Source organism: Flavobacterium chungangensis, assembly GCF_042654045.1.
GTDB classification, from domain to species: domain Bacteria; phylum Bacteroidota; class Bacteroidia; order Flavobacteriales; family Flavobacteriaceae; genus Flavobacterium; species Flavobacterium chungangensis.
In genome coordinates, this window is record NZ_JBHSFY010000004.1 from 153,213 (window position 1) to 173,820 (window position 20,608).

General features: G+C 34.2%; 16 protein-coding genes. 5 read left to right on the forward strand and 11 right to left on the reverse strand.

All coding sequences use genetic code 11. The features are described from left to right. Nucleotides 1-46: 46 nt before the first annotated feature. Nucleotides 47-640 carry a hypothetical protein gene (locus ACFO3N_RS08000; RefSeq protein WP_379796698.1) on the reverse strand — a complete coding sequence of 198 codons (594 nt, stop codon included), beginning with the start codon at nucleotides 638-640 and terminating at the stop codon, nucleotides 47-49. Nucleotides 641-1,207: 567 nt separating this feature from the next. Here ACFO3N_RS08000 and ACFO3N_RS08005 point away from each other — a divergent pair. From ACFO3N_RS08005 to ACFO3N_RS08015, 3 genes are all read left to right on the forward strand, one after another. Further along, entirely contained in the window at nucleotides 1,208-1,390 is a 183-nt protein-coding gene (locus ACFO3N_RS08005; protein ID WP_379796700.1) for a hypothetical protein, read from the forward strand. A 306-nt stretch (nucleotides 1,391-1,696) separates the two neighbouring features. Further along, on the forward strand, nucleotides 1,697-3,166 hold the full coding sequence (locus tag ACFO3N_RS08010; RefSeq protein WP_379796702.1) for a tetratricopeptide repeat-containing sensor histidine kinase: 1,470 nt from the start codon (nucleotides 1,697-1,699) through the stop codon (nucleotides 3,164-3,166). Between the two features lie 164 nt (nucleotides 3,167-3,330). Next, nucleotides 3,331-4,938 carry a tetratricopeptide repeat-containing sensor histidine kinase gene (locus ACFO3N_RS08015; RefSeq protein WP_379796704.1) on the forward strand — a complete coding sequence of 536 codons (1,608 nt, stop codon included), beginning with the start codon at nucleotides 3,331-3,333 and terminating at the stop codon, nucleotides 4,936-4,938. 72 nt (nucleotides 4,939-5,010) lie between these two features. On the opposite strand, the gene ACFO3N_RS08020 is transcribed toward ACFO3N_RS08015, so the two are convergent. After that, a complete protein-coding gene (locus ACFO3N_RS08020) occupies nucleotides 5,011-5,544 on the reverse strand; it encodes a 5' nucleotidase, NT5C type (RefSeq protein ID WP_379796706.1) in 534 nt (177 codons plus the stop codon). A gap of 100 nt (nucleotides 5,545-5,644) precedes the next feature. On the opposite strand from ACFO3N_RS08020, the gene ACFO3N_RS08025 reads away from it, so the two are divergent. Both ACFO3N_RS08025 and ACFO3N_RS08030 read left to right on the forward strand, forming a co-directional pair. Beyond that, nucleotides 5,645-6,394 (forward strand): DeoR/GlpR family DNA-binding transcription regulator, encoded by a 750-nt coding sequence (locus ACFO3N_RS08025; RefSeq protein WP_095929037.1) that lies wholly within the window; start codon nucleotides 5,645-5,647, stop codon nucleotides 6,392-6,394. 398 nt (nucleotides 6,395-6,792) lie between these two features. Beyond that, a complete protein-coding gene (locus ACFO3N_RS08030; RefSeq protein WP_379796708.1) occupies nucleotides 6,793-7,062 on the forward strand; it encodes a hypothetical protein in 270 nt (89 codons plus the stop codon). Nucleotides 7,063-7,174: 112 nt separating this feature from the next. Here the strand turns inward: ACFO3N_RS08030 and ACFO3N_RS08035 are convergent, their stop codons facing one another. From ACFO3N_RS08035 to ACFO3N_RS08075, 9 genes are all read right to left on the reverse strand, one after another. Continuing rightward, nucleotides 7,175-8,302 carry a hypothetical protein gene (locus tag ACFO3N_RS08035; protein WP_379796710.1) on the reverse strand — a complete coding sequence of 376 codons (1,128 nt, stop codon included), beginning with the start codon at nucleotides 8,300-8,302 and terminating at the stop codon, nucleotides 7,175-7,177. A gap of 96 nt (nucleotides 8,303-8,398) precedes the next feature. Beyond that, nucleotides 8,399-9,418 (reverse strand): DUF2931 family protein, encoded by a 1,020-nt coding sequence (locus ACFO3N_RS08040; RefSeq protein WP_379796712.1) that lies wholly within the window; start codon nucleotides 9,416-9,418, stop codon nucleotides 8,399-8,401. 89 nt (nucleotides 9,419-9,507) lie between these two features. Next, nucleotides 9,508-10,527 (reverse strand): DUF2931 family protein, encoded by a 1,020-nt coding sequence (locus ACFO3N_RS08045; protein ID WP_379796714.1) that lies wholly within the window; start codon nucleotides 10,525-10,527, stop codon nucleotides 9,508-9,510. 102 nt (nucleotides 10,528-10,629) lie between these two features. After that, nucleotides 10,630-11,649: a DUF2931 family protein gene (locus ACFO3N_RS08050; RefSeq protein ID WP_379796716.1), complete on the reverse strand. Its 1,020-nt coding sequence runs from the start codon at nucleotides 11,647-11,649 to the stop codon at nucleotides 10,630-10,632. A gap of 64 nt (nucleotides 11,650-11,713) precedes the next feature. Further along, entirely contained in the window at nucleotides 11,714-13,366 is a 1,653-nt protein-coding gene (locus ACFO3N_RS08055; RefSeq protein WP_379796718.1) for a T6SS phospholipase effector Tle1-like catalytic domain-containing protein, read from the reverse strand. A 2-nt stretch (nucleotides 13,367-13,368) separates the two neighbouring features. Continuing rightward, nucleotides 13,369-15,228, reverse strand: coding sequence for a contractile injection system protein, VgrG/Pvc8 family (locus tag ACFO3N_RS08060; protein ID WP_379796720.1), 1,860 nt, complete (start codon nucleotides 15,226-15,228; stop codon nucleotides 13,369-13,371). A gap of 21 nt (nucleotides 15,229-15,249) precedes the next feature. Continuing rightward, the gene (gene tssD / locus ACFO3N_RS08065) at nucleotides 15,250-15,642 is read right to left on the reverse strand and encodes a type VI secretion system tube protein TssD (RefSeq protein WP_095929050.1); all 393 of its coding nucleotides are present in this window, start codon (nucleotides 15,640-15,642) and stop codon (nucleotides 15,250-15,252) included. 334 nt (nucleotides 15,643-15,976) lie between these two features. Continuing rightward, nucleotides 15,977-17,428 (reverse strand): TolC family protein, encoded by a 1,452-nt coding sequence (locus ACFO3N_RS08070; RefSeq protein ID WP_379796723.1) that lies wholly within the window; start codon nucleotides 17,426-17,428, stop codon nucleotides 15,977-15,979. Next, nucleotides 17,421-20,588, reverse strand: coding sequence for an efflux RND transporter permease subunit (locus ACFO3N_RS08075; protein WP_379796725.1), 3,168 nt, complete (start codon nucleotides 20,586-20,588; stop codon nucleotides 17,421-17,423). The genes ACFO3N_RS08070 and ACFO3N_RS08075 overlap by 8 nt, the downstream gene beginning before the upstream one ends. Nucleotides 20,589-20,608: the final 20 nt, after the last annotated feature.

A 20,608-nucleotide genomic window follows, 5' to 3' on the forward strand; every position in this document is an offset into this window, starting at 1 on the left:
GAATTTATTTCTACTCTTTTTTCTTCACCAAGTTTACACACGCAGACTATACCAGTGCGACTGCACCAACTGCAACCATAATTATTTTTTCTGGTTGTATTTTCTGAACTATTTTTTTAGAAAATTCATCTGCTAAATCGAATAAAGAATTTCTCTTTTTAGGAACTTCTTTCGACTCTTCATGTTCATTTTCCACCAAAACCTTTTTCTCTATGCCATTATTTTCAATTTCAACCGTTACCTCTTTAACGACACTTTTCATTTGTTTCGCTTCTTCAATTCTACATTTTTCATTGAACTTTTTAAAAGGGCGCGGCTGAAAATCGACTATCACTGCGGCAAGATTTATCGCATCAATATTTGATGGATCTGTTTCTCCCTTAAAGAAAGTTTCAATAGGCCTAAACTTGTCTTTCTGATCTTTAAACTTATTCTTTTGAGTATGGTCAAAATCTAAGCACAATAAATTTTTAAAAACATTTAAATCGTCTTGGGTCGGATTATCTTCAAAAATAAGCCAACACAAATCGCGGAGTTTCCCGCGCGAAGGGCTGTACAGAAAATCAAAGTATTCTCCCTCTTTTTCGATCTCGTATTTAATTTTAATAGCCTTTTTATACGCTTCTAATGTATTATTCATCTTGCCTTTTTTAGGAACTTGTTTAGACTCTTTAATTTCATTTTTAACCAAAACTTTCTTCTATGCCTTTATTTTCGACTTCTACTATTAACCCCTTTCTAGCACTTTCAATTTTTGTTCCAATTCTATATTATTTATATATTTTTTTTTACTGTTCGCAACCAACTTTTGACGGACTTATTGCATCTATAATAATAGAGATTTGTTTAGAATTAAATAACAATTAATTTAAAAAATAGGCCTTCCGATTTTGTTTTATTGGGAATTCTCGGGAATCTCAGGAAAACGCAGGAATTCTGGGAATCCCTTATCAACAGTGATCTAGAAGCGCCTTTACTTTGCATCAGAAATTAGTTCAAGTTTTGTCTGCAGACTAAAACAAAAATATAAAACTAGTTCTAATTAACATTGTGGAAAACCGTAAGACCGAGTTTATTCGGGAAGTATAAATTACGTCTTACAGGTCTACACGATCTACTTCCCCAAAAACAATTTTGGTATCGCAATTCCAAGATCTGGTTAAATCCGGACAGCCATACCTATGTCTAATTTCTAAATTAAATTAAAATGAAAAAACTAATACTATTTATCGCTTTTGCGCTATTGTTCACGATATTTTCTTGTACTCCTGATGAGTATGAGACTCAACCTAAAAAGAAAGTTGAAAAGAGTGCTAATCTATCTATTGGTGGTGATGGAGAAGATCCAGACGGACCTGGTGACGGTCCAAAAGGACCAGGAAAACCATAAAATTGCTAATTATATATTTTTTAGTATCTAATTTATTATTGTTATTTTCGGGGAAAGTAAATTTGTATGTTACGGTCCCCGTTTTTTTATTTTATTATATTTCTTTTTCTCTTTTCCTGCGAGGAAAAAAAGACTGTTTATTCTAATACGGAAACTTTACGACAAAAAGCCCTTGATTTACGAGAAAAGGCAGATGAAAATTATATAAAACAAAATTTCAATACTGCTTTTTATGAGTTTAATAAATCAAAAGTTCTCTTTGAAAATTTAAAAGATAGTGCCAATATTTCATATATATTAATTCAAATGGCTGCTATTCAACAAATCAACGGAGACTATTATGGTAGTAAAGAAACCGTTACAGAGGCATTACCTTATGCTAAAAAAAGTAAGGATTATATTAGCTGTATAAATAATACATTAGGCATTGCAGATAAAGAACTTTCTCTTTACGACGATGCTATTTTTTACTATAAGGAATCTGTCAAAGATTCCAAAGATCTTGAAGATAAACACATCCCATTAAGCAATATTGCAGCGGTTTATATCCATCAAAAAAAATATGATAAGGCAATTATCATTCTAGAATTCATTTTAAATCAGAAATTTTTAGAAAAGAAATCTAAAGCACGTTCTAAAGCCAGAACACAAGACAATTTAGGATATGCCTATTTTAAAATTGGATTACACGAAAAGGGACTTTACTTAATGATTGAAGGTCTAAAATTAAGAAATGAAATCAAAGATACTTATGGCAGCATTGAAAGTTATCTCCACCTTGCAGACTATTACTCTAAAAAAAATCTTCAAAAATCAGATGAAAATGCTCTCTTAGCTTACAAAATTTCTACAAAATTGAATAGTGTGGATGAAAGATTAGAAGCGCTTCAAATACTTGTTTCAAATGACCACAGCCCAAATACTAGTAAATACGTACAACAATATTTTACCTTAAACGACAGTATTATTAAGGTTAGAAATAATTTCAAAAATAAATCTGCTAAAATTAAATACGATGCGAAGAAAGAAAAAGACGAAAATGAAAAACTGCGCTTAGAAAAAGCAGAAAATCAATTATCACTTCAAAAGGCCAAATATCTTCGAATTGTATTCGTAATTGTATTTGTCTTTTTAGTCATCCTAATTGCAATTTTAATCCGCTATTATAAAAACAAAAACAAGGCTATCGAGTTTAAAAGTTCGTACGACACAGAAACCAGAATTTCTAAAAAAATCCATGACGAATTGGCCAATGATGTATTCCAAGTAATTGCTTTTGCCGAATCTCAGCCATTGGCTGCAGAAAACACCAAAGAGAATCTTCTACAGAAATTGGATGACATTTATGGCCGCGTAAGAGGAATTTCAAAAGAAAACAATAAGATTGAAACGGGCAAAGACTTTACCAAAAGCATAAAAGAAATGCTTTCTGCCTACAATACAGCTGAGAGAAACATTATTGCCACTAATTTAGAAAGTGTAAATTGGGAAGATGTCGACGAGATAAAGAAAATCACGATTGGAAGAGTTTTACAGGAATTAATGGTGAACATGAAAAAGCACAGCAAAGCAAGTCTGGTCGTGATAAAATTTGACAGCGATCAGAAATCAATTCTGATAAACTATACCGATAACGGAATTGGCTGTGAGAAAACAAAGATTTCTAAAAATGGGCTTCAAAATATGGAGCACCGCATTCAGACTGTCAAAGGAACCATCGAATTTGAAACAGAACCTCAAAACGGTTTTAAAGCTAAAATAGCAATCCCTAAATAAGCAAACAATAAAATATATAATTAATTTACTATTTTCGGGGAAAGTAAATTTGCATGTTACGATCCCCGTTTTTTTATTTCATTCTACTTCTTTTTCTTTTTTCATGCAAGGAAAAAAAGCCACTTAATCCACAGACAGAAGATATACGAAAAGAAGCGCTTGCTTTGCGAGATAAAGCAATCGAAAGTTATGACAAACAAAACTTTAATACGTCTTTTAACCAGTTTAACGAATCAAAGAAACTCTATGAAGTCTTAAAAGACAGTGCCAATATTGGATATATTCTTATAAAAATTGCAGATATTCATCAAACAAATGGAGATTATTATGGCAGTAAGGAGGTTATGACTGAAGCACTGCCCTATATTAAAGAAAATAAAAATTATTATGGCTGGATAAATAATATGTTGGGTATTGCAGACAAAGAACTTTCTCTTTATGATGATGCCATATTTTATTATAAAAAAGCATACAATGAATATACAGATCCTATTTCAAAACAAATTCCAATACAAAATATTGCTGCAGTGTACATTCAGCAAAAAAAATATAATGAAGCAATCGCTATTTTAGAATTACTTCTAAAATCTCTTTCAAGTAAAAAACTAAATGATAAAGAGCAACTAATAACCAAATCTATACGACTCGATAATTTAGGCTATGCTTATTTTAAGAATGGGATGAAAGACAAAGGGTTTTCATTAATGACTGAAGGCCTAAAAATCAGAATTAATAATCAGGATACTTATGGAAGTATCGAAAGTTATCTTCACCTCGCGGATTATTATTCTAAAAAAGATCTGAACAAATCAGATGAAAATGCTCTTTTAGCTTATAATGCTGCCACTAAGCATAATAGTGTTGATGAAAGATTAGAAGCCTTGCAAATTTTAATTTCAAATGATAACACTTCTAACACTCCCAGATACACGCAAAAGTACTTTACACTAAACGACAGCATCATTAAAGTCAGAAATAATTTTAAAAATAAATCTGCGAAAATTAAGTACGATGCGAAAAAGGAAAAAGACGAAAATGAAAAACTGCGCTTAGAAAAAGCAGAAAATCAATTATCACTTCAAAAGGCCAAATATCTTCGAATTGTATTCGTAATTGTATTTGTGTTTTTAGTCATCCTAATTGCAATTTTAATCCGCTATTATAAAAACAAAAACAAGGCTATCGAGTTTAAAAGTTCGTACGATACAGAAACCAGAATTTCTAAAAAAATCCATGACGAATTGGCCAATGATGTGTTCCAAGTAATTGCTTTTGCCGAATCTCAGCCTTTGGCTGCAGAAAATACCAAAGAGAATCTTCTACAGAAATTGGATGACATTTATGGCCGCGTGAGAGGAATTTCAAAAGAAAACAATAAGATTGAAACAGGCAAAGACTTTACCAAAAGCATAAAAGAAATGCTTTCTGCCTACAACACAGCTGAGAGAAACATTATTGCCACTAATTTAGAAAGTGTAAATTGGGAAGAGGTCGACGAGATAAAGAAAATCACTATTGGAAGAGTGCTGCAGGAATTAATGGTGAACATGAAAAAGCATAGTAAAGCAAGTCTGGTCGTGATAAAATTTGACAGCGATCAGAAATCAATTCTGATAAATTATACCGATAACGGAATTGGCTGTGAGAAAACAAAGATTTCTAAAAATGGGCTTCAAAACATGGAACATCGAATTCAGACCGTCAAAGGAACCATCGAATTTGAAACAGAACCCCAAAACGGATTTAAAGCTAAAATAGCAATACCTAAGTAAACAAAAGCCTTTCAGAAGATTCCTGAAAGGCTTTTTCTTCAAAAAACAAGTAATTTTTAAAATTACCTTGCGTTAAACTGCTTCTTTCAAAACAGCAACAGCTTCTTTCCAATTATTTACTCTCAAATAATTCTCTTTTTTGGCATTATGAAATGCTGTAAACATAATAGGCTTACCCATGCAAAAATCTAAATTCTTTGGATGATCATCGATTAAATAATCGGTATTGATAATGCTTTTGCTTCCACATAAAACAATGTTCTGCCAATTGATAAAAGGAAAATGTTCTGCAAGCCATTCTATTTTTTCGTTCAACGAAAGCGGAAATTCGGTCGCCGCAGAAACAATATAAACCTCAAAATTCTCCTGTAATAGTTTTAAACTTTCTACAGCATCTTCTATTACTGGCAATGTCCTAAAAAAATCTTTAGAGTTTAAAACGCTCATCACTTTCTCACGACCGTGAAAAGCTTCTTCTTCTGTCAAACCTTGAATATCTTCTCTTAAAATTGTTATTCCGAAATCTCTTTCGAAGTAAGTGATTAGGTGTGCCTCTACATCAGCAAGCACGCCATCCATGTCGATTGCGATTGATTTCTTTTTCATTTGTAATTTTATTTTGCTGCTAAATTATGCAAAAATTGCAATAAACAGCAAAATATTGCAATTTTTTATTTATTTTTGCAATATAAAACCGCAAAACAAAATGAGAAAGGAAGAACGCCAACAAACCATTTTAGAATATTTATCTAAAGAACATCGTGTAACTTCGGTAGAATTAAGCGAATATTTGAGTGTTTCTGAAGATACAATCAGACGTGATTTGAAAGAGCTTTCAGATCAAGGACTTTTAAAAGCAGTTCGCGGTGGGGCGGTAGCTCCTTCTCCGATTCCGCTTCATTATAGAAAAAGAGAAAAACACGATATCGAAAACAAAAAAATTATCGCTCAAAAAGCTATTTCGTATTTAAAAGACGGGCAAGTTGTTTTTATTGACGGCGGAACCACTTCTCTAGCTTTGGTAGCAAGCTTTCCTTACGATTTAAAATTGACGGTTATTACCAATAGTTTTCCCATAGCTTCGTTGGTTGAAGATTTACCCAATATTGATTTAATTTTTGCAGGCGGTAAAATGTGTAAAACTTCTTTTGCCACTTCGAGTATTGAAACAATTGATTTCTTTAGGAATTTTAGAGCAGATATCTTCATTTTAGGAATCTGCAGTATTCATCATGAAAGAGGAATTACAGGAATTTTATACGACGATTCTATGCTGAAAAAAAATATGATTAAGAACTCCAACTTTGTTATTGCTTTAAGTTCTATCGAAAAAGTAGAAACCGCCGAACCTTATTTTGTCTGTCCAATAAAAGATATCGATGTCTTGGTAACCAATGTTTCTCCAGATGAGGAAATTTTAAAGCCGTATAAAAATACTAGTTTGACTATTTTATAAATAATAAAAAGCCTTTTAAGAGTGATCTTAAAAGGCTTTTTCTCTACAAATTAATTGGCAATATTATTTCCATCCGCCGTCCAAGTCTTTATAGACATGAATTCTAATCAAAATTAGGACGCAACTCAACCACAAATAATATTTTCTATCTTTGTTTTAAGCCTAAATTCAGCGTCAAAATCAAAAAAAAGCAAAAAAGTAAGTTTTTTCTTTCTTTTAAAAATAAAAGCATATCTTTGCTTTGCTAAAATACCTAGGATATCATCCTAAAAACTTTATAAGTTAACATAAGCGATTCCCTCGCCATGATGTACCTGCGGAAACAATGGTAAATCTATCCTATTCGGGTATTTTAGCACATCTAAAGCGAGGGTTTCGTGTGTCTAATATTTTCGATTATGCTAAAAGAAAATCAAAAACCAACACATCGTGATGTAATGCCATCCGTAATTAATTTCCTTTCAGACGAATTGTTTGAGGGTGATTACAAAGAACAGCCTATGTATTTGCAGGAAATCTTCGAGCTCCTCATGCATACAGAATTTGGCGACGATATCAACTTAAGGCAAAAAATACTGAGCTGTTTAAGAACAAGCCGAAATCTAGCCGAAGCCTTATCGCCATTTTCAGAAAAGCAGATTTATAAGGCTTGCGCTAATAATAGATAAATTATTTCAATAAAATTAAAAACCCTGCAAATTGATTTTTGCAGGGTTTTGTTTTTACTTAAAATTGAAAACCAATCTTTGCGGGCACGGATTGCAAATCCGTGCTATCGGATTACTTTATTGAATCTTTCTCTCTAATTACATATAGTTTTTTTTCATCATTGGTAAATAAACTATAATTTAAAGATTTATTTAAATAATACATTAACGATTCAAAATATTCTCTTTCGCCTCTATGTAAAGAACCTATTTGTTTTTTATTAATAATTATAGGTGTTTTTGATGGCCAGTTTTCATCAAGAAATAATGAATCATATATTTTAAGAGTATCATTACTAACCACGACATTTGAAAATAATTGACCTTTCCACCAATTAGATTGATAAGAAGTATTACCTCCGCCTGGGATTGTTATTTTTTGATTCTTAATTTTATGAAAGTATTTATAAGCTATATTTTTATTTACCACTATTTCCCAATCTTTTTCAGCTTTATTATATTTTTTGAATAAGGTGTTGGAGCCTTCTCTTGAACTTAATAGTTCGTCCAGCGAAATTCGTTTTGAAATATCTGTAAACGTGTAGTAGTTAAACCATTGGCCATTCATTAAATAAACAATTATGTATACTGTTCTATTTAATTCTATAATTACAGGTTCTATTTTATCATTTTGTTTTTTTAAACCTTTTGAATCATCTTTAGATTCAACGTAATCAAAATCATAATCAATTATTCTAAATTGTGCTTTATTGAATATCTCATCCACCATTTTTTTTTCAGTAACGCGATCTGCGTTCATACTCTCATTTTGTAAAATAAATTTTACCTTATTTTTTTTTCCGTCTAATGGCCAAGTTGTAAAATTTTTTTGCTTTTTGTTAACTATATAGTTATTTAGCAGTTCTTCTTTTCCCTTTTCGTAGTTCTCAACAAATGATATGCTATCTATAATCTCACCTTTTTTATCTAATTTAAAAAAGTTTTTTATAATATCAGAACCTTCTTTTTTATTCGTTGTGATTACAATTAATTCCTTTGATGGCAACAATACTACTTCAATCGGATCGAAGCTTTTAAACAATAATTTCAAATAATGATTTCCAAACTGTATTGTATCTTTGATTTTTATCGAATCTAAGGACTTATAATCTTTATATTCTTCTGGCAATCTATTATTTTGTGCATTATTACAGCTTATAAAACCGAAAATAATGAACACAATCAATATATGTCTATTCATAATATCTTCTATAAAATTTTTAATTTAAATAAATCATAATTAAGTTCAGGTGCATATTATCTTTACCCATTTATTCCAAATTACTTTTTTATATCTCTACTTTATATTTTTATACATCATTCCGCTCAACATGCTGGGTGACCAGTCAAATACTCTTATGCTTTCAGCTTCAAAGGGCTGGCCATTGAGCATCAATTCTACATTGTTTTCTTTCGAGATTTTGATCTGCAGATCGATTTTACCACCTGATTTTTTAAAAACTTCGTTTACTTTTTCCCAATTAAAATAGAGATAAGCCTGCTTTTTTTCTTCGTCTTTTTTGCCTGTCATCCAGACTACATTAATTTCTGACGGAACTGCTCTTTCTTTGTAAAGAGGATCAATTAACCAAGGGCGAAGCATGCATTCTATTTCGCCATTGTAAAACGAAGTTTTAATTTGTATGAGTTCAGTTTTGGGATTTTCTGTAATCACTGCGGGACGCCAATGGTAGCGACTGCGATAATTATCCCATTTTTCAGGAGTGGCGTCAGGTATTTTAAGTTCTATTTTTTCCTCTTCGAACCTTTCTGGAGTTATTCCATACATTGCTAAATGTTTTTTACTAATTTTTTGAAGAATAGCATTGTCCGTAATTAATCTAGCCTGATATCTTCCTAGCTCGATACGCGTAATGCCAAAATTGAGCCATACTACGACCATACCCTTTGGAGCAAAACCAAAAACAAGATTGCTGAAACTGTCATACGATTTTCCGCTAGAAGATTCGTGTCCCCTGCCTAGTCTTTTATATTCCTCTGTTTCTACGTTTTGATCATCTATTCTGGCATAAGCTCTTTCCATATAATCCTTAATAGTATCTATTGGAAAATCAACATTTAAACGATAAAAAACATCTTCGTATCCTGAATAATAAGTGATATCTGCCCCAATAGGAGTGCCGCGTTGTGCTGTCCATGTTTTTCCTGAATCTCCCCATTGACCGGACGAACCTCCATAAGGCAGACCTGCAGAAACGCCTTCAAGTGTCTTTATGGTATCATAAATTGGCTCTATTCTATATTTTGTTGCTGGTGAAGATATTTCTACACCAAACTCGGGTAAGTTTTTTTTCATCTGGCATTGTATTATTTGAATAAACAATAATAAGAACACTATACTGACTGCAATTTTGAGCAATCTATTTTGCAATGCCTTCTTCATTTTTATTTCAAATTTTTATACATCATTCCCCTCAACATGCTGGGTGACCAATCAAATACTCTTATGCTTTCAGCTTCAAAAGGCTGGCCATTGAGCATCAATTCTACATTGTTTTCTTTCGAGATTTTGATCTGCAGATCAATTTTACTACCTGATTTTTTAAAAACTTCGTTTACTTTTTCCCAATTAAAATAGAGGTAAGCCTGTTTTTTATCTTCGTCTTTTTTGCCTGTCATCCAGACTACATTAATTTCTGACGGAACTGCTCTTTCTTTATAAACAGGATCAATTACCCACGGTCGAAGCATGCATTCTATTTCGCCATTGTAAAACGAAGTTTGAATTTGTATAAGTTCCGTTTTAGGATTTTCTGAAATCACTATCGGGCGCCAATGATGACGGCTACGATAATTGTCCCATTTTTGAGGGCTTGCATCTGTAAGAAAATATTCTTTAGCCGCTTCATCATATCTTTCAGAAGTTAAACTATATTTCTTTAAATATTTTTTCTTTATTTTTTCAATAATTACTGTATCTGATAGTATCTCTGCCTGATATCTGCCTAGCTCGATACGCGTAATGCCAAAATTGAACCATACCACCACCATACCTTTTGGAGCAAAACCAAAAACAAGATTGCTGAAACTGTCGTACGAGTTTCCGCTCGAAGATTTGTGACCTCGACCCAGTTTTTTATATTCCTGTGTTTCTCCGTTTTCATCATCTATTCTCGCATAGGCTCTTTCCATATAATCCTTAATAGTATCTATAGGAAAATCGACATTTAAACGATAAAAAACATCTTCATAGCGGGAATAATAAGTTATATCCGCTCCAATGGGAGTTCCGCGTTGTGCTGTCCATGTAGAACCTGAATCACCCCATCTTCCAGAAGAGCTCCCATAAGGCAGACCTGCATAAACTCCTTCTAAAGTTTTTATAATATCGTAAATAGGAGTGATTCTGTATTTATTATCTGGAGCAGATATCTCTACATAAAATTCTGGTAAGTTTTTTTTCATCTGGCATTGTATTATTTGAATAAACAATAATAAGAACACTATACTGGTTACAATTTTGAGCAATCTATTTTGCAATGCCTTCTTCATTTTTATTTTACATTTTTATTTTACATTTTTATACATCATTCCATCCAGCATACTGGATGACCAGTCGAATACTCTAATACTGTCTGCTTCAAAGGGCTGGCCATTGAGCATCAATTCTATGTTATTTTCTTTGGAGATTTTGATCTGTAAATCAATTTTTCCTCCTGATTTTTTAAAAACTTCATTTACTTTTTCCCAATTAAAATAGAGATAAGCCTGCTTTTTTTCTTCGTCTTTTTTGCCTGTCATCCAGACTACATTAATTTCTGACGGAACTGCTCTTTCTTTGTAAAGAGGATCAATTAACCAAGGGCGAAGCATGCATTCTATTTCGCCATTGTAAAACGAAGTTTTAATTTGTATGAGTTCAGTTTTGGGATTTTCTGTAATCACTGCGGGACGCCAATGGTAGCGACTGCGATAATTATCCCATTTTTCAGGAGTGGCGTCAGGTATTTTAAGTTCTATTTTTTCCTCTTCGAACCTTTCTGGAGTTATTCCATACATTGCTAAATGTTTTTTACTAATTTTTTGAAGAATAGCATTGTCCGTAATTAATCTAGCCTGATATCTTCCTAGCTCGATACGCGTAATGCCAAAATTGAGCCATACTACGACCATACCCTTTGGAGCAAAACCAAAAACAAGATTGCTGAAACTGTCATACGATTTTCCGCTAGAAGATTCGTGTCCCCTGCCTAGTCTTTTATATTCCTCTGTTTCTACGTTTTGATCATCTATTCTGGCATAAGCTCTTTCCATATAATCCTTAATAGTATCTATTGGAAAATCAACATTTAAACGATAAAAAACATCTTCGTATCCTGAATAATAAGTGATATCTGCCCCAATAGGAGTGCCGCGTTGTGCTGTCCATGTTTTTCCTGAATCTCCCCATTGACCGGACGAACCTCCATAAGGCAGACCTGCAGAAACGCCTTCAAGTGTCTTTATGGTATCATAAATTGGCTCTATTCTATATTTTGTTGCTGGTGAAGATATTTCTACACCAAACTCGGGTAAGTTTTTTTTCATCTGGCATTGTATTATTTGAATAAACAATAATAAGAACACTATACTGACTGCAATTTTAATTAGTCTATCCATATTGTATGTTACGGGTTCTTTCGGTTGCTTTTTTTATACCTCCTAGTCTGGGGCCCAATCCAAATTTAGTTGCACTGGCAGACCAGTGCAGGTAATCTCTTCTAAGTGTCTTTAAATCATTTGTATGAATAAAATCCTTATAATGTATTTTTTTTACTTCGGCTAAATATTCTTTTTCAACATTTTCACCCACATTAAATCGTTTAACATATTGATTTCTTACATGCGTACAGGTATTGATATAATGCACTAACTGTTTGTCTACTTCCATTAAAAATGGTTCTTGTATTTTATGTCTAATAACTAAAGTTTCAAAATAAAACACATCAAATTGTTTGGAGTAATGAAACATTCGATTGAGTGCGACTTTATCATACGTTCTGTGAACTGCTTTTTTTATACCTACCAAACCATAATATCCTACGGGATTATCATTGTACTCTTCTGGTACTTTTTGGGTAAAATCTTTAGTGTACGAATGAATAATATGCAATTGATCAGGACTATACCAGCCTTCCTCAATCAATATTTGTTTAAATTTTTCGCATTCCCGATTAAAATAAGGTTCATAAAAAAGATCTACTCTTTCAGAATCATTTTCTACATAACAGCCTCCAATATCAGAATGAACTCCCGGTAATGTAATTTCTAATCCGTCTATTCCGGCACTGTCAATGTTCGTTAAATCAAAATTATCGCGATGCTCATCATCGGCCGCAAACTGCAATACAAAAGAAGCATTTTTTACGGCATCTAATCCTAACTGTTTGGTATCGTTATCAATAATGCTGACACCAAAAACTTCTTTGCCTCGATGGTCTACCCCATAAGCGGCAACAGTATCATATAAGCCAACAAATCTGAAAATAATTTCATTAGGAGTAAATCCCTGAGCTGCGAGACAGGCTCCAAAAAAACCATGCTTTTTTACCAGCGCATCTTTTTTTTCTGTTTTAGCATAAGTCGCTCCTTTCAGTCCATATGGAGGCATAACAGTTGCATCATTACTGAACATTGGTGTGTGAGCTTTAGCAGGTGTGGTGGCCACATGTAGAAAATGTCTGGCAGCCGTTGCTCCTCGGCTAAAACCATATACATTTACCTCAAGCACCATCTCCTTTCCGCCATACTTCTGTAATTTTTCACTAGCTAAAAAACAGGCTTTGGTTACTTTGGCTTTAACCCCGCGATCACCTTCACCCAGAGGAATTCCTGAGTTGTCGGGCATATTTCCAAAAAAAGTAGTTTCACTTTCTAAATCTTCTGTACCAATTCCTTCTATATAAATGGATACCTGATTTTCTTTATTTGGGTCTACCGCATCATAACCGCGCGCTACATTAGAATAATCATTGGTATAGCTGTCATCCAGGTGGTTGGAGTTTTCATGTTCTTTTCCTGCTTCTGTATTGGTTTTATTGTTTTGTGTTCCATCAAAAAATAGGTTCAATCGCACGATTTTTTCATCAGACATTGAATCATTAGGATGAAGTGGCTCATAATTATGATAATTCATACCTTCTTCTCCGTACTGTCTGTTATGTTTGGCTGCTGCTATTGTAAGATCTCCTTCAGTAGCATGTATTTCTATATTGCCAGTAGCCGTTTCGGTTAGTGTTCCTTCTATAATACTTATGATACTCATGATTATCCGTTTTTAGAGGTTTCACCACTATAGTTATTTACATTTTTAGCACCAAGCATCGTAATATTTTCTTCGGTACTATTTATAAATATTTCTTTAGCGCGTTTTTTGATATCTTTACTTTCAGTTTCTTTGTTTCCTTTTATCCATTCACGTACGCTTCCCATAACAGTAAGTACGAAATCGATCCCTATTGTAAGGGATTTTGAACCTGTAATTTTTTCTGTAAAGCTTCCTCCAATTGTATTGGTTTTATTAAGCCCAACATTGGTACTCATATTTTTACCTGCATTTAAGATAATATCCTCACCAGCTTCCAATTCTATATTTTTTGGAGCTTTAAACCTAATATTGCCATCACCATGTACGACTGCAATGGTTTGCCCTTTTTGGCTTTCAATTGTAATATCTCCAGTAGCATCGTCATTTATAATTCTGTTTCCGCTTCGGCTATGCATTACTGCCTTTATATCATTATTAGGCGTACTATAACTACTTTTTTCCTTTCTGCTGGTCATAGTTCCCAATACAATCGGCAGTTCGGCATTATTGCCCTGAAAGTCTACAAAAACGGTATCGCCAATTTCAGGTATGATATGAGAGCCTCTGGCATCGCCTCCGTATTTTTGAATTAAAGGAATATAGGGTGTGGTTTCGCCTTTGGCTGCCTGCCACGGCATCTGTACCTGTATACCGCTGAGTCCGTCAGGATCTGCGTTGGCGGTTACAATGGCGGTCTGGCTTTTGCAGAATGGCACTAAATCTGGATCTGTTTCGGGAGAAAACACAGAACCGTTAAAATTTACAGCTGTAAAATGGTTTTCGTAACCGCCTCCGTCATCGCAGATATGTGTTATCTGAGTAACGCGGTAAGAACTTTCTAACTGCATGTCGACACCTGTTACTCTTACTTCATTTCCTATAGTAATTCCTGGAACTTCGCTTGAAGCTTTTATTTCTACTAAACCGCTCAAAACAGATCGCATTTTGTTTTTGGCATATTCTTCTGAAGATCGCCTTCCAGATCCGCCCACAGGAGTCTGGTTTAACTGTATAATGGTTTCTCTATTAAAAACTTCATTAGACCTGTTTAAAAAGTTTTGATGGAAACCATCGGCTTCTTTTCTGTATTTTAAAGTTTCATCAGTTTTATACTGGCCGTCATTGTTATCGTTTTCTATTACTTTAAACAGTGCAGGGATAAGTTTTAGGGTATAATAAAAATCCTGCATGTTTATTCCATACATTAATTTTGGCGTTGCACCCACACCGCCCGGACTTCCAAAAATGGCTGTTCTTCCGTTATAATAGAACCAATGCCCATTTCTTTTGGCCAAACGATTTAGAAAAGCAAAATTGCTTTCGTTATACTGCACAGTGTAAGGCAGGTTGTCTAAATAAAATGGTCTTACATCGATATCAATGTCACAGTCTGATTTTACTTTTTTTACAATATCATTCAGAGACATGTTGGTGAACGAATTGCATTCGGGTCCGTTTTCTAAAAGTATTGTAGTACTCTTTCCTTTTATTACGATGGTTTCTTCTACGTCTTTAATACGGGATTTTTGCAGTTTAACTTCGGTTACTATGCCGTAAAACTGCATGATGTAATCTTTAGAATCTGCTCCAATAATAAGATCTTCCAGACCCTCTATAGGTTTTATTTCTATGCTTATTTTTTCTCCGTATAACTTTTGGGAAAAAGGCATCACACTTTTAAATTCTTCTACTAATAAATCTTGTCTTACTTCGAAGGAAAAAGTGTGGTGGTCGTGAATCGTCTGAAAAACTTCTAATTTGTTGAAATTAGCAATTCTTATTTCGCCAATTTTAATATTCGTAATTGTTTGCAATGCCATACTAGTTGTTTTTTAAAAGAGCTATGAGTTTTTCCAATTGTTTTCAAAAATTGTATTCCCAATTTTTACTTCGTTTGATGAAATCAAAATCTCAGTAACCATAGGAACTGATCCTTCACTTCTAAAACTCTTATGAAACGATATGCAGAAGGCCTTTTTAAAGGTTACATTTTTCATGGTGCTCATAGCGTCTCTGCGATAAAAAATGACTTTTCCGTCTTTTACACTGGTCTGAGATACCATCCAGTCTGAAAACAGATCCGTCTGTGTGGTTTCTATTACAAGTTTTATCTGTCCGCCCTTTGTCTTGTTGGCCGGTTTTCCGTTGTTATCGACATTCTGGGTAAAATGAACATCAAATTCTAAAACATTAAACACTTCATTGTCTAATTCTAATTTTGCTAAAAAACTCATATCTAAAAGGTTATTGATTATTTTACAGGCTTTTGTAGATTTTATAACCTTAATCAATAAATGAGAAGTGGTATTTAAGTAAATAAAATATTACATAATTATATTGTAAATATAATAAGACCGTTTATATAAGTAAGAAAAATATTAAAATTTAACAATGGGTAAAAATTTAAAAAGCATAAAAAAACCCCGAAAACTAAATAATAGCTTCCGAGGTTTATGGTCACTTTTTTTCAGAACAGTGAAATGCAAATATAAGATAATTTTCTTACAAAAAAAGCCTTTCGGGATTTTATTCCCAAAAGGCTTTCTTTCTACAAATTAATTGGCAATATTATTTCCATCCGCCGCCCAAGTCTCTATAGACATGAACCGCAGCATTCAACTGTTCTTTTTTAGTATCAATTAATTCTAATTTCGCTTCTAATGCGTCTCTCTGCGTCATCAAAACCTCAAAATAATCTACTCGAGCCGATTTAAACAAATCGTTTGACACATCAATCGAAGTATTTAAAGCATCAACTTGTTTCGATTTAAGATCGTATCCTTTTTGAAGATTCTCGATCTTAGACATTTGGTTTGAAACTTCTAGATACGCATTTAAAACTGTGCGATCGTAATTGTACAATGCCTGAATCTGTCTTGCATTGGCACTTGCAAACTCTGCTTTGATCGCATTTCTGTTAATCAAAGGCGCTACAAGATCTCCAGCTAATGAGTATAGAAGAGATTCTGGCATAGTAAACAAATAAGAAGGTTTGAAAGCCTGTACTCCTATCGCTGCCGTAATATCCAAAGACGGGTAAAACTCAGCGCGAGCCACTTTTACATCTAATTTTGCCGCTACCAATTCTAATTCTGCTTGTTTAACATCTGGACGATTTTGTAACAATTGAGACGGAATTCCAGAACTTACAGAAGCTGGCAATAAACTTAAGAAATTAGTGCTGTTTGTTCTTTTTACTTCCTGAGGATATCTCCCCAACAAAAAGTTGATTTTATTCTCAGTTTCTTTTATCTGCTGCAAAATATCAAACTCCATACTTTGCGAAGTTAAAACCTCAGCTTCGAATTTCTTAACTCCCAATTCTGTTGCTCTTGCAGCCTGTTTTTGAACTTTTACAATTTCTAAAGCGTTAGTCTGCAATTTGATGGTTTGTTTTACAATATCCAACTGATTGTCTAAAGCTAGTAATTCATAATACGAATCAGCAACTTCGGCGATGAGGTTTGTAATTACAAAGTTTTTACCTTCTACTGTAGCCAAATATCTGTTTAAAGCTGCTTTTTTAGAATTACGCAGTTTTTTCCAAATATCTACTTCCCAGTTTGCATAAGCCGAAATCGTAAAATCTCCAAGCGGATCTGGAGTTTCTACCCCTGGTTTAATCTCTGTAGTAGCATCACCCGCACCTTGACTGGTATATCTACCCACTTTTTCTACTCCAGCTCCGGCACGCAAGCCTGCAGTTGGCAATAAAAGTCCTTTTTTAACGCGAATATCATTTTTTGCTATTTCAATTTCCTGCAAAGTGATATTTAATTCCTGATTGTTTTTAAGAGCCGTATCTATTAAATCAACTAGATTCTGATCTTTAAAATAATCTTTCCAGTTTAATGCTGCCGTATTGCTGTTTGCATCCTGAGTCTGAACTGTTGAGCCAAACGATTCTGGAACTGGTGTACTGGTAGTCACTGCTGCCTCAGGTGCAGGGGTTTTACACCCTGCAACTGCTAGACATACAGCCAAAGCAATACTATATTGATATGATTTAACTTTATACATGATTGTTGTCAATTTCTTCTGTTAATGGATTTTCTTCTTCATGTTTTACCAATTTGTGTTTCTCAGCAATTTTAGCAAATATGAAATACAAGCCTGGAATTACAAATACACCACAAATGGTTCCGATAAGCATACCTCCAGCGGCTGCAGTACCAATGGTTCTGTTTCCAATTTTACCAGGACCCGTTGCAAAAGCAAGCGGTAATAAACCCGCGATAAAAGCAAACGAAGTCATCAAAATCGGACGGAACCTTGCTTTTGCCCCTTCCATTGCAGCATCTAAAACTGACTTACCGACTGCATGTCTTTGGATCGCAAACTCTACAATCAACACGGCATTCTTACCTAATAATCCGATAAGCATTACCATAGCAACCTGTGCATAAATATTGTTTTCTAATCCTGTTAATTTCAATAAAAGGAAAGCTCCAAAAATACCCGCTGGCAAAGAAAGAATTACTGACAATGGCAGAATAAAACTTTCGTACTGTGCCGCTAATACCAAGTAAACGAATCCTAAACAGATTAAGAATACCCAAATTGCCTGATTACCCTGAGCCACCTCATCGGCAGAAATACCAGCCCAGTCAATGTCATATCCTCTTGGTAATTTTTCAGCAGCTACTCGCTGAATTACTTTAATCGCTGTACCAGAACTATAACCCGCAGCTGGCGAACCACTGATTTGTGTTGAGGTATACATATTATGACGTGTGATTTCTGAAAGTCCGTACACTTTTTCTAATTTCATAAAAGCAGAAAAAGGCACCATTTCATCACGATCATTTTTTACGTATAATTTTAAGATATCATCTGGCTGTGCACGATATTCTGGCGAAGCCTGAACGATTACTTTATAGTTGATACCAAATTTGATAAAACTGATCTCATAGTTACTTCCTACAAGAGTTGACAAAGTATTCATCGCGTTTTCGATAGAAACCCCTTTTTGCTGTGCCAAGTCATTGTCGACTTTCATCATGTATTGAGGGAAACTAGAGCTATAGAAACTAAATACGTTTGATAGTTCCGGCTGTTTGTTCAATTCAGCCACAAAATCGTTATTTACCTGTTCCATTCTCTTATAATCAACAGAACCAGTTTTATCTAACAAACGAAGCTCAAATCCTCCGGCAGCACCATAACCAGGTACAGCAGGCGGTTGGAAAAACTCGATATTTGCCCCCGCAATATCTTTACATTTTTCCTCCATTTCGTGCATGATCTCCAAAACAGATTCTTTTCTATCGCTCCAGTCTTTCAAGTTAACCAAACACGTCCCTGAGTTAGCTCCAGTACCTTCAGACAGAATTTCATAACCTGCCAATGAAGAAACCGATTTTACTCCATCAATGTCCTCAGCAATTTTCTGAACTCGTTCTGCAATATTATTTGTTCTTTCTAAAGAAGATCCTGGTGGTGTCTGGATTACCGCGTAAAACATTCCCTGATCTTCATTCGGAATAAATCCTGAAGGAACATTACTACTGATGATCCATGTTCCAGCACAGAAACCAAGAAGCGCTACAATGGTAACTACTCTTCTGTCAACAATTTTGCCTAGTAAGTTCTGATATTTACCTTGCGCTAAATTGAATTTTTCGTTGAAAGCATCAATAAATCTATTGGCTGGTGTTTTCTTTTTAGGCACGCCATGATTGTTTTTTAACATCATTGCACAAAGTGCCGGTGTCAATGTTAAAGCCACAATACCCGAAAGGATAATCGCAGTTGCCATAGTTACAGAGAACTGTCTGTAGAATACTCCCACAGGACCAGACATAAATGCAACAGGAATAAATACCGCGGCCATCAAGAAAGTAATTGCAATAATTGCCCCCGCAATTTCGTGCATTGCTTTTTTAGTCGCTTTAAATGGCGAGAGATGCTCCTCTTCCATCTTGGCGTGAACGGCTTCAATAACCACAATCGCATCATCGACGACGACCCCAATTGCTAATACTAAAGCGAATAACGTAATCAAGTTCAATGATATATCAAAGAATGTCATGAATACAAAAGTTCCTACTAAAGATACTGGTACTGCAATTGCAGGAATAACCGTAGAACGCCAGTCTCCTAAGAAAAGGAATACTACTAAACCTACCAGAATAAAGGCTTCAACCAAAGTATGAATTACTTTTTCGATAGAAGCATCAAGGAATTTAGAAACGTCATACGAAATTTCATAATCCATTCCTTTAGGGAATCTTTGTTTGATTTTTTCCAGTTTTGCTTTTACTTCTTCAATAACCTGATTCGCATTACTTCCAAAAGATTGTTTTAATACAATCGCCGCAGATGGTCTTCCATTCAAATTAGAATAGATATCATACATCGAGCTACCAAATTCAACTTTAGCAACATCTTTCAATCTTAAAAGCTCTCCGTTTGGATTTGCTTTTACTACAATATTCTCGTATTGTTCTTTTGTTGTAAAACGTCCAGAATATTTCAATACATATTCAAATGCTTGAGAACGTTTACCAGAACTTTCTCCCGTTTTACCTGGAGAAGCTTCCAAACTCTGACTAGATAATGCTTCCATTACCTCATCTGCAGAAATTTTATAAGCCAACATACGGTCTGGTTTCAGCCAGATACGCATTGCATATTCACGTGTTCCTAAGATGTCTCCAGAACCAATACCATTTACCCTTTTCAATTCAGAAAGAACGTTGATATCGGCATAGTTGTATAAGAACTTCATGTCGGTATTTTTGTCTGTACTGTAAAGATTCACGTACATCAACATACTTGGTACCTCACGAGTGATTTTAATACCCTCACGAATTACCAAAGGAGGAAGTTTATTGGTAACCGAAGCCACACGGTTTTGAACGTTAATTGCTGCCTGATTAGGATCTGTTCCTAAGTTAAAGACCACTTTGATTGTAGCTTCACCATCGTTTCCGGCATCTGAAGCCATATATTTCATTCCTGGAACTCCGTTTAAGGCTCTTTCCAAAGGAATAACAACAGCCTTAACCATCAATTCACCGTTAGATCCAGGATAATCTGCGGTAACATTCACCATTGGAGGTGAAATTGTAGGGAATTGTGTAATTGGTAAATTTAAAACCGACAATACCCCCAAAAAGACAATAATCAACGATATTACTATCGACAGAACAGGTCTTTGAATAAATTTATTAAACATTTTTATATTTTTTAAATGAT

Bases quoted from the DNA above. Each gene is read 5' to 3' on its own strand.
- ACFO3N_RS08045 (WP_379796714.1), bottom strand. From the start codon at position 10,527: ATGAAAAAAAACTTACCAGAATTTTATGTAGAGATATCTGCTCCAGAT.
- ACFO3N_RS08005 (WP_379796700.1), top strand. From the start codon at position 1,208: ATGAAAAAACTAATACTATTTATCGCTTTTGCGCTATTGTTCACGATA.
- ACFO3N_RS08030 (WP_379796708.1), top strand. From the start codon at position 6,793: ATGCTAAAAGAAAATCAAAAACCAACACATCGTGATGTAATGCCATCC.
- ACFO3N_RS08040 (WP_379796712.1), bottom strand. From the start codon at position 9,418: ATGAAAAAAAACTTACCCGAGTTTGGTGTAGAAATATCTTCACCAGCA.
- tssD (WP_095929050.1), bottom strand. From the start codon at position 15,642: ATGAGTTTTTTAGCAAAATTAGAATTAGACAATGAAGTGTTTAATGTT.
- ACFO3N_RS08025 (WP_095929037.1), top strand. From the start codon at position 5,645: ATGAGAAAGGAAGAACGCCAACAAACCATTTTAGAATATTTATCTAAA.
- ACFO3N_RS08010 (WP_379796702.1), top strand. From the start codon at position 1,697: ATGGCTGCTATTCAACAAATCAACGGAGACTATTATGGTAGTAAAGAA.
- ACFO3N_RS08075 (WP_379796725.1), bottom strand. From the start codon at position 20,588: ATGTTTAATAAATTTATTCAAAGACCTGTTCTGTCGATAGTAATATCG.
- ACFO3N_RS08050 (WP_379796716.1), bottom strand. From the start codon at position 11,649: ATGAAAAAAAACTTACCCGAGTTTGGTGTAGAAATATCTTCACCAGCA.
- ACFO3N_RS08000 (WP_379796698.1), bottom strand. From the start codon at position 640: ATGAATAATACATTAGAAGCGTATAAAAAGGCTATTAAAATTAAATAC.
- ACFO3N_RS08070 (WP_379796723.1), bottom strand. From the start codon at position 17,428: ATGTATAAAGTTAAATCATATCAATATAGTATTGCTTTGGCTGTATGT.
- ACFO3N_RS08060 (WP_379796720.1), bottom strand. From the start codon at position 15,228: ATGGCATTGCAAACAATTACGAATATTAAAATTGGCGAAATAAGAATT.
- ACFO3N_RS08035 (WP_379796710.1), bottom strand. From the start codon at position 8,302: ATGAATAGACATATATTGATTGTGTTCATTATTTTCGGTTTTATAAGC.
- ACFO3N_RS08020 (WP_379796706.1), bottom strand. From the start codon at position 5,544: ATGAAAAAGAAATCAATCGCAATCGACATGGATGGCGTGCTTGCTGAT.
- ACFO3N_RS08055 (WP_379796718.1), bottom strand. From the start codon at position 13,366: ATGAGTATCATAAGTATTATAGAAGGAACACTAACCGAAACGGCTACT.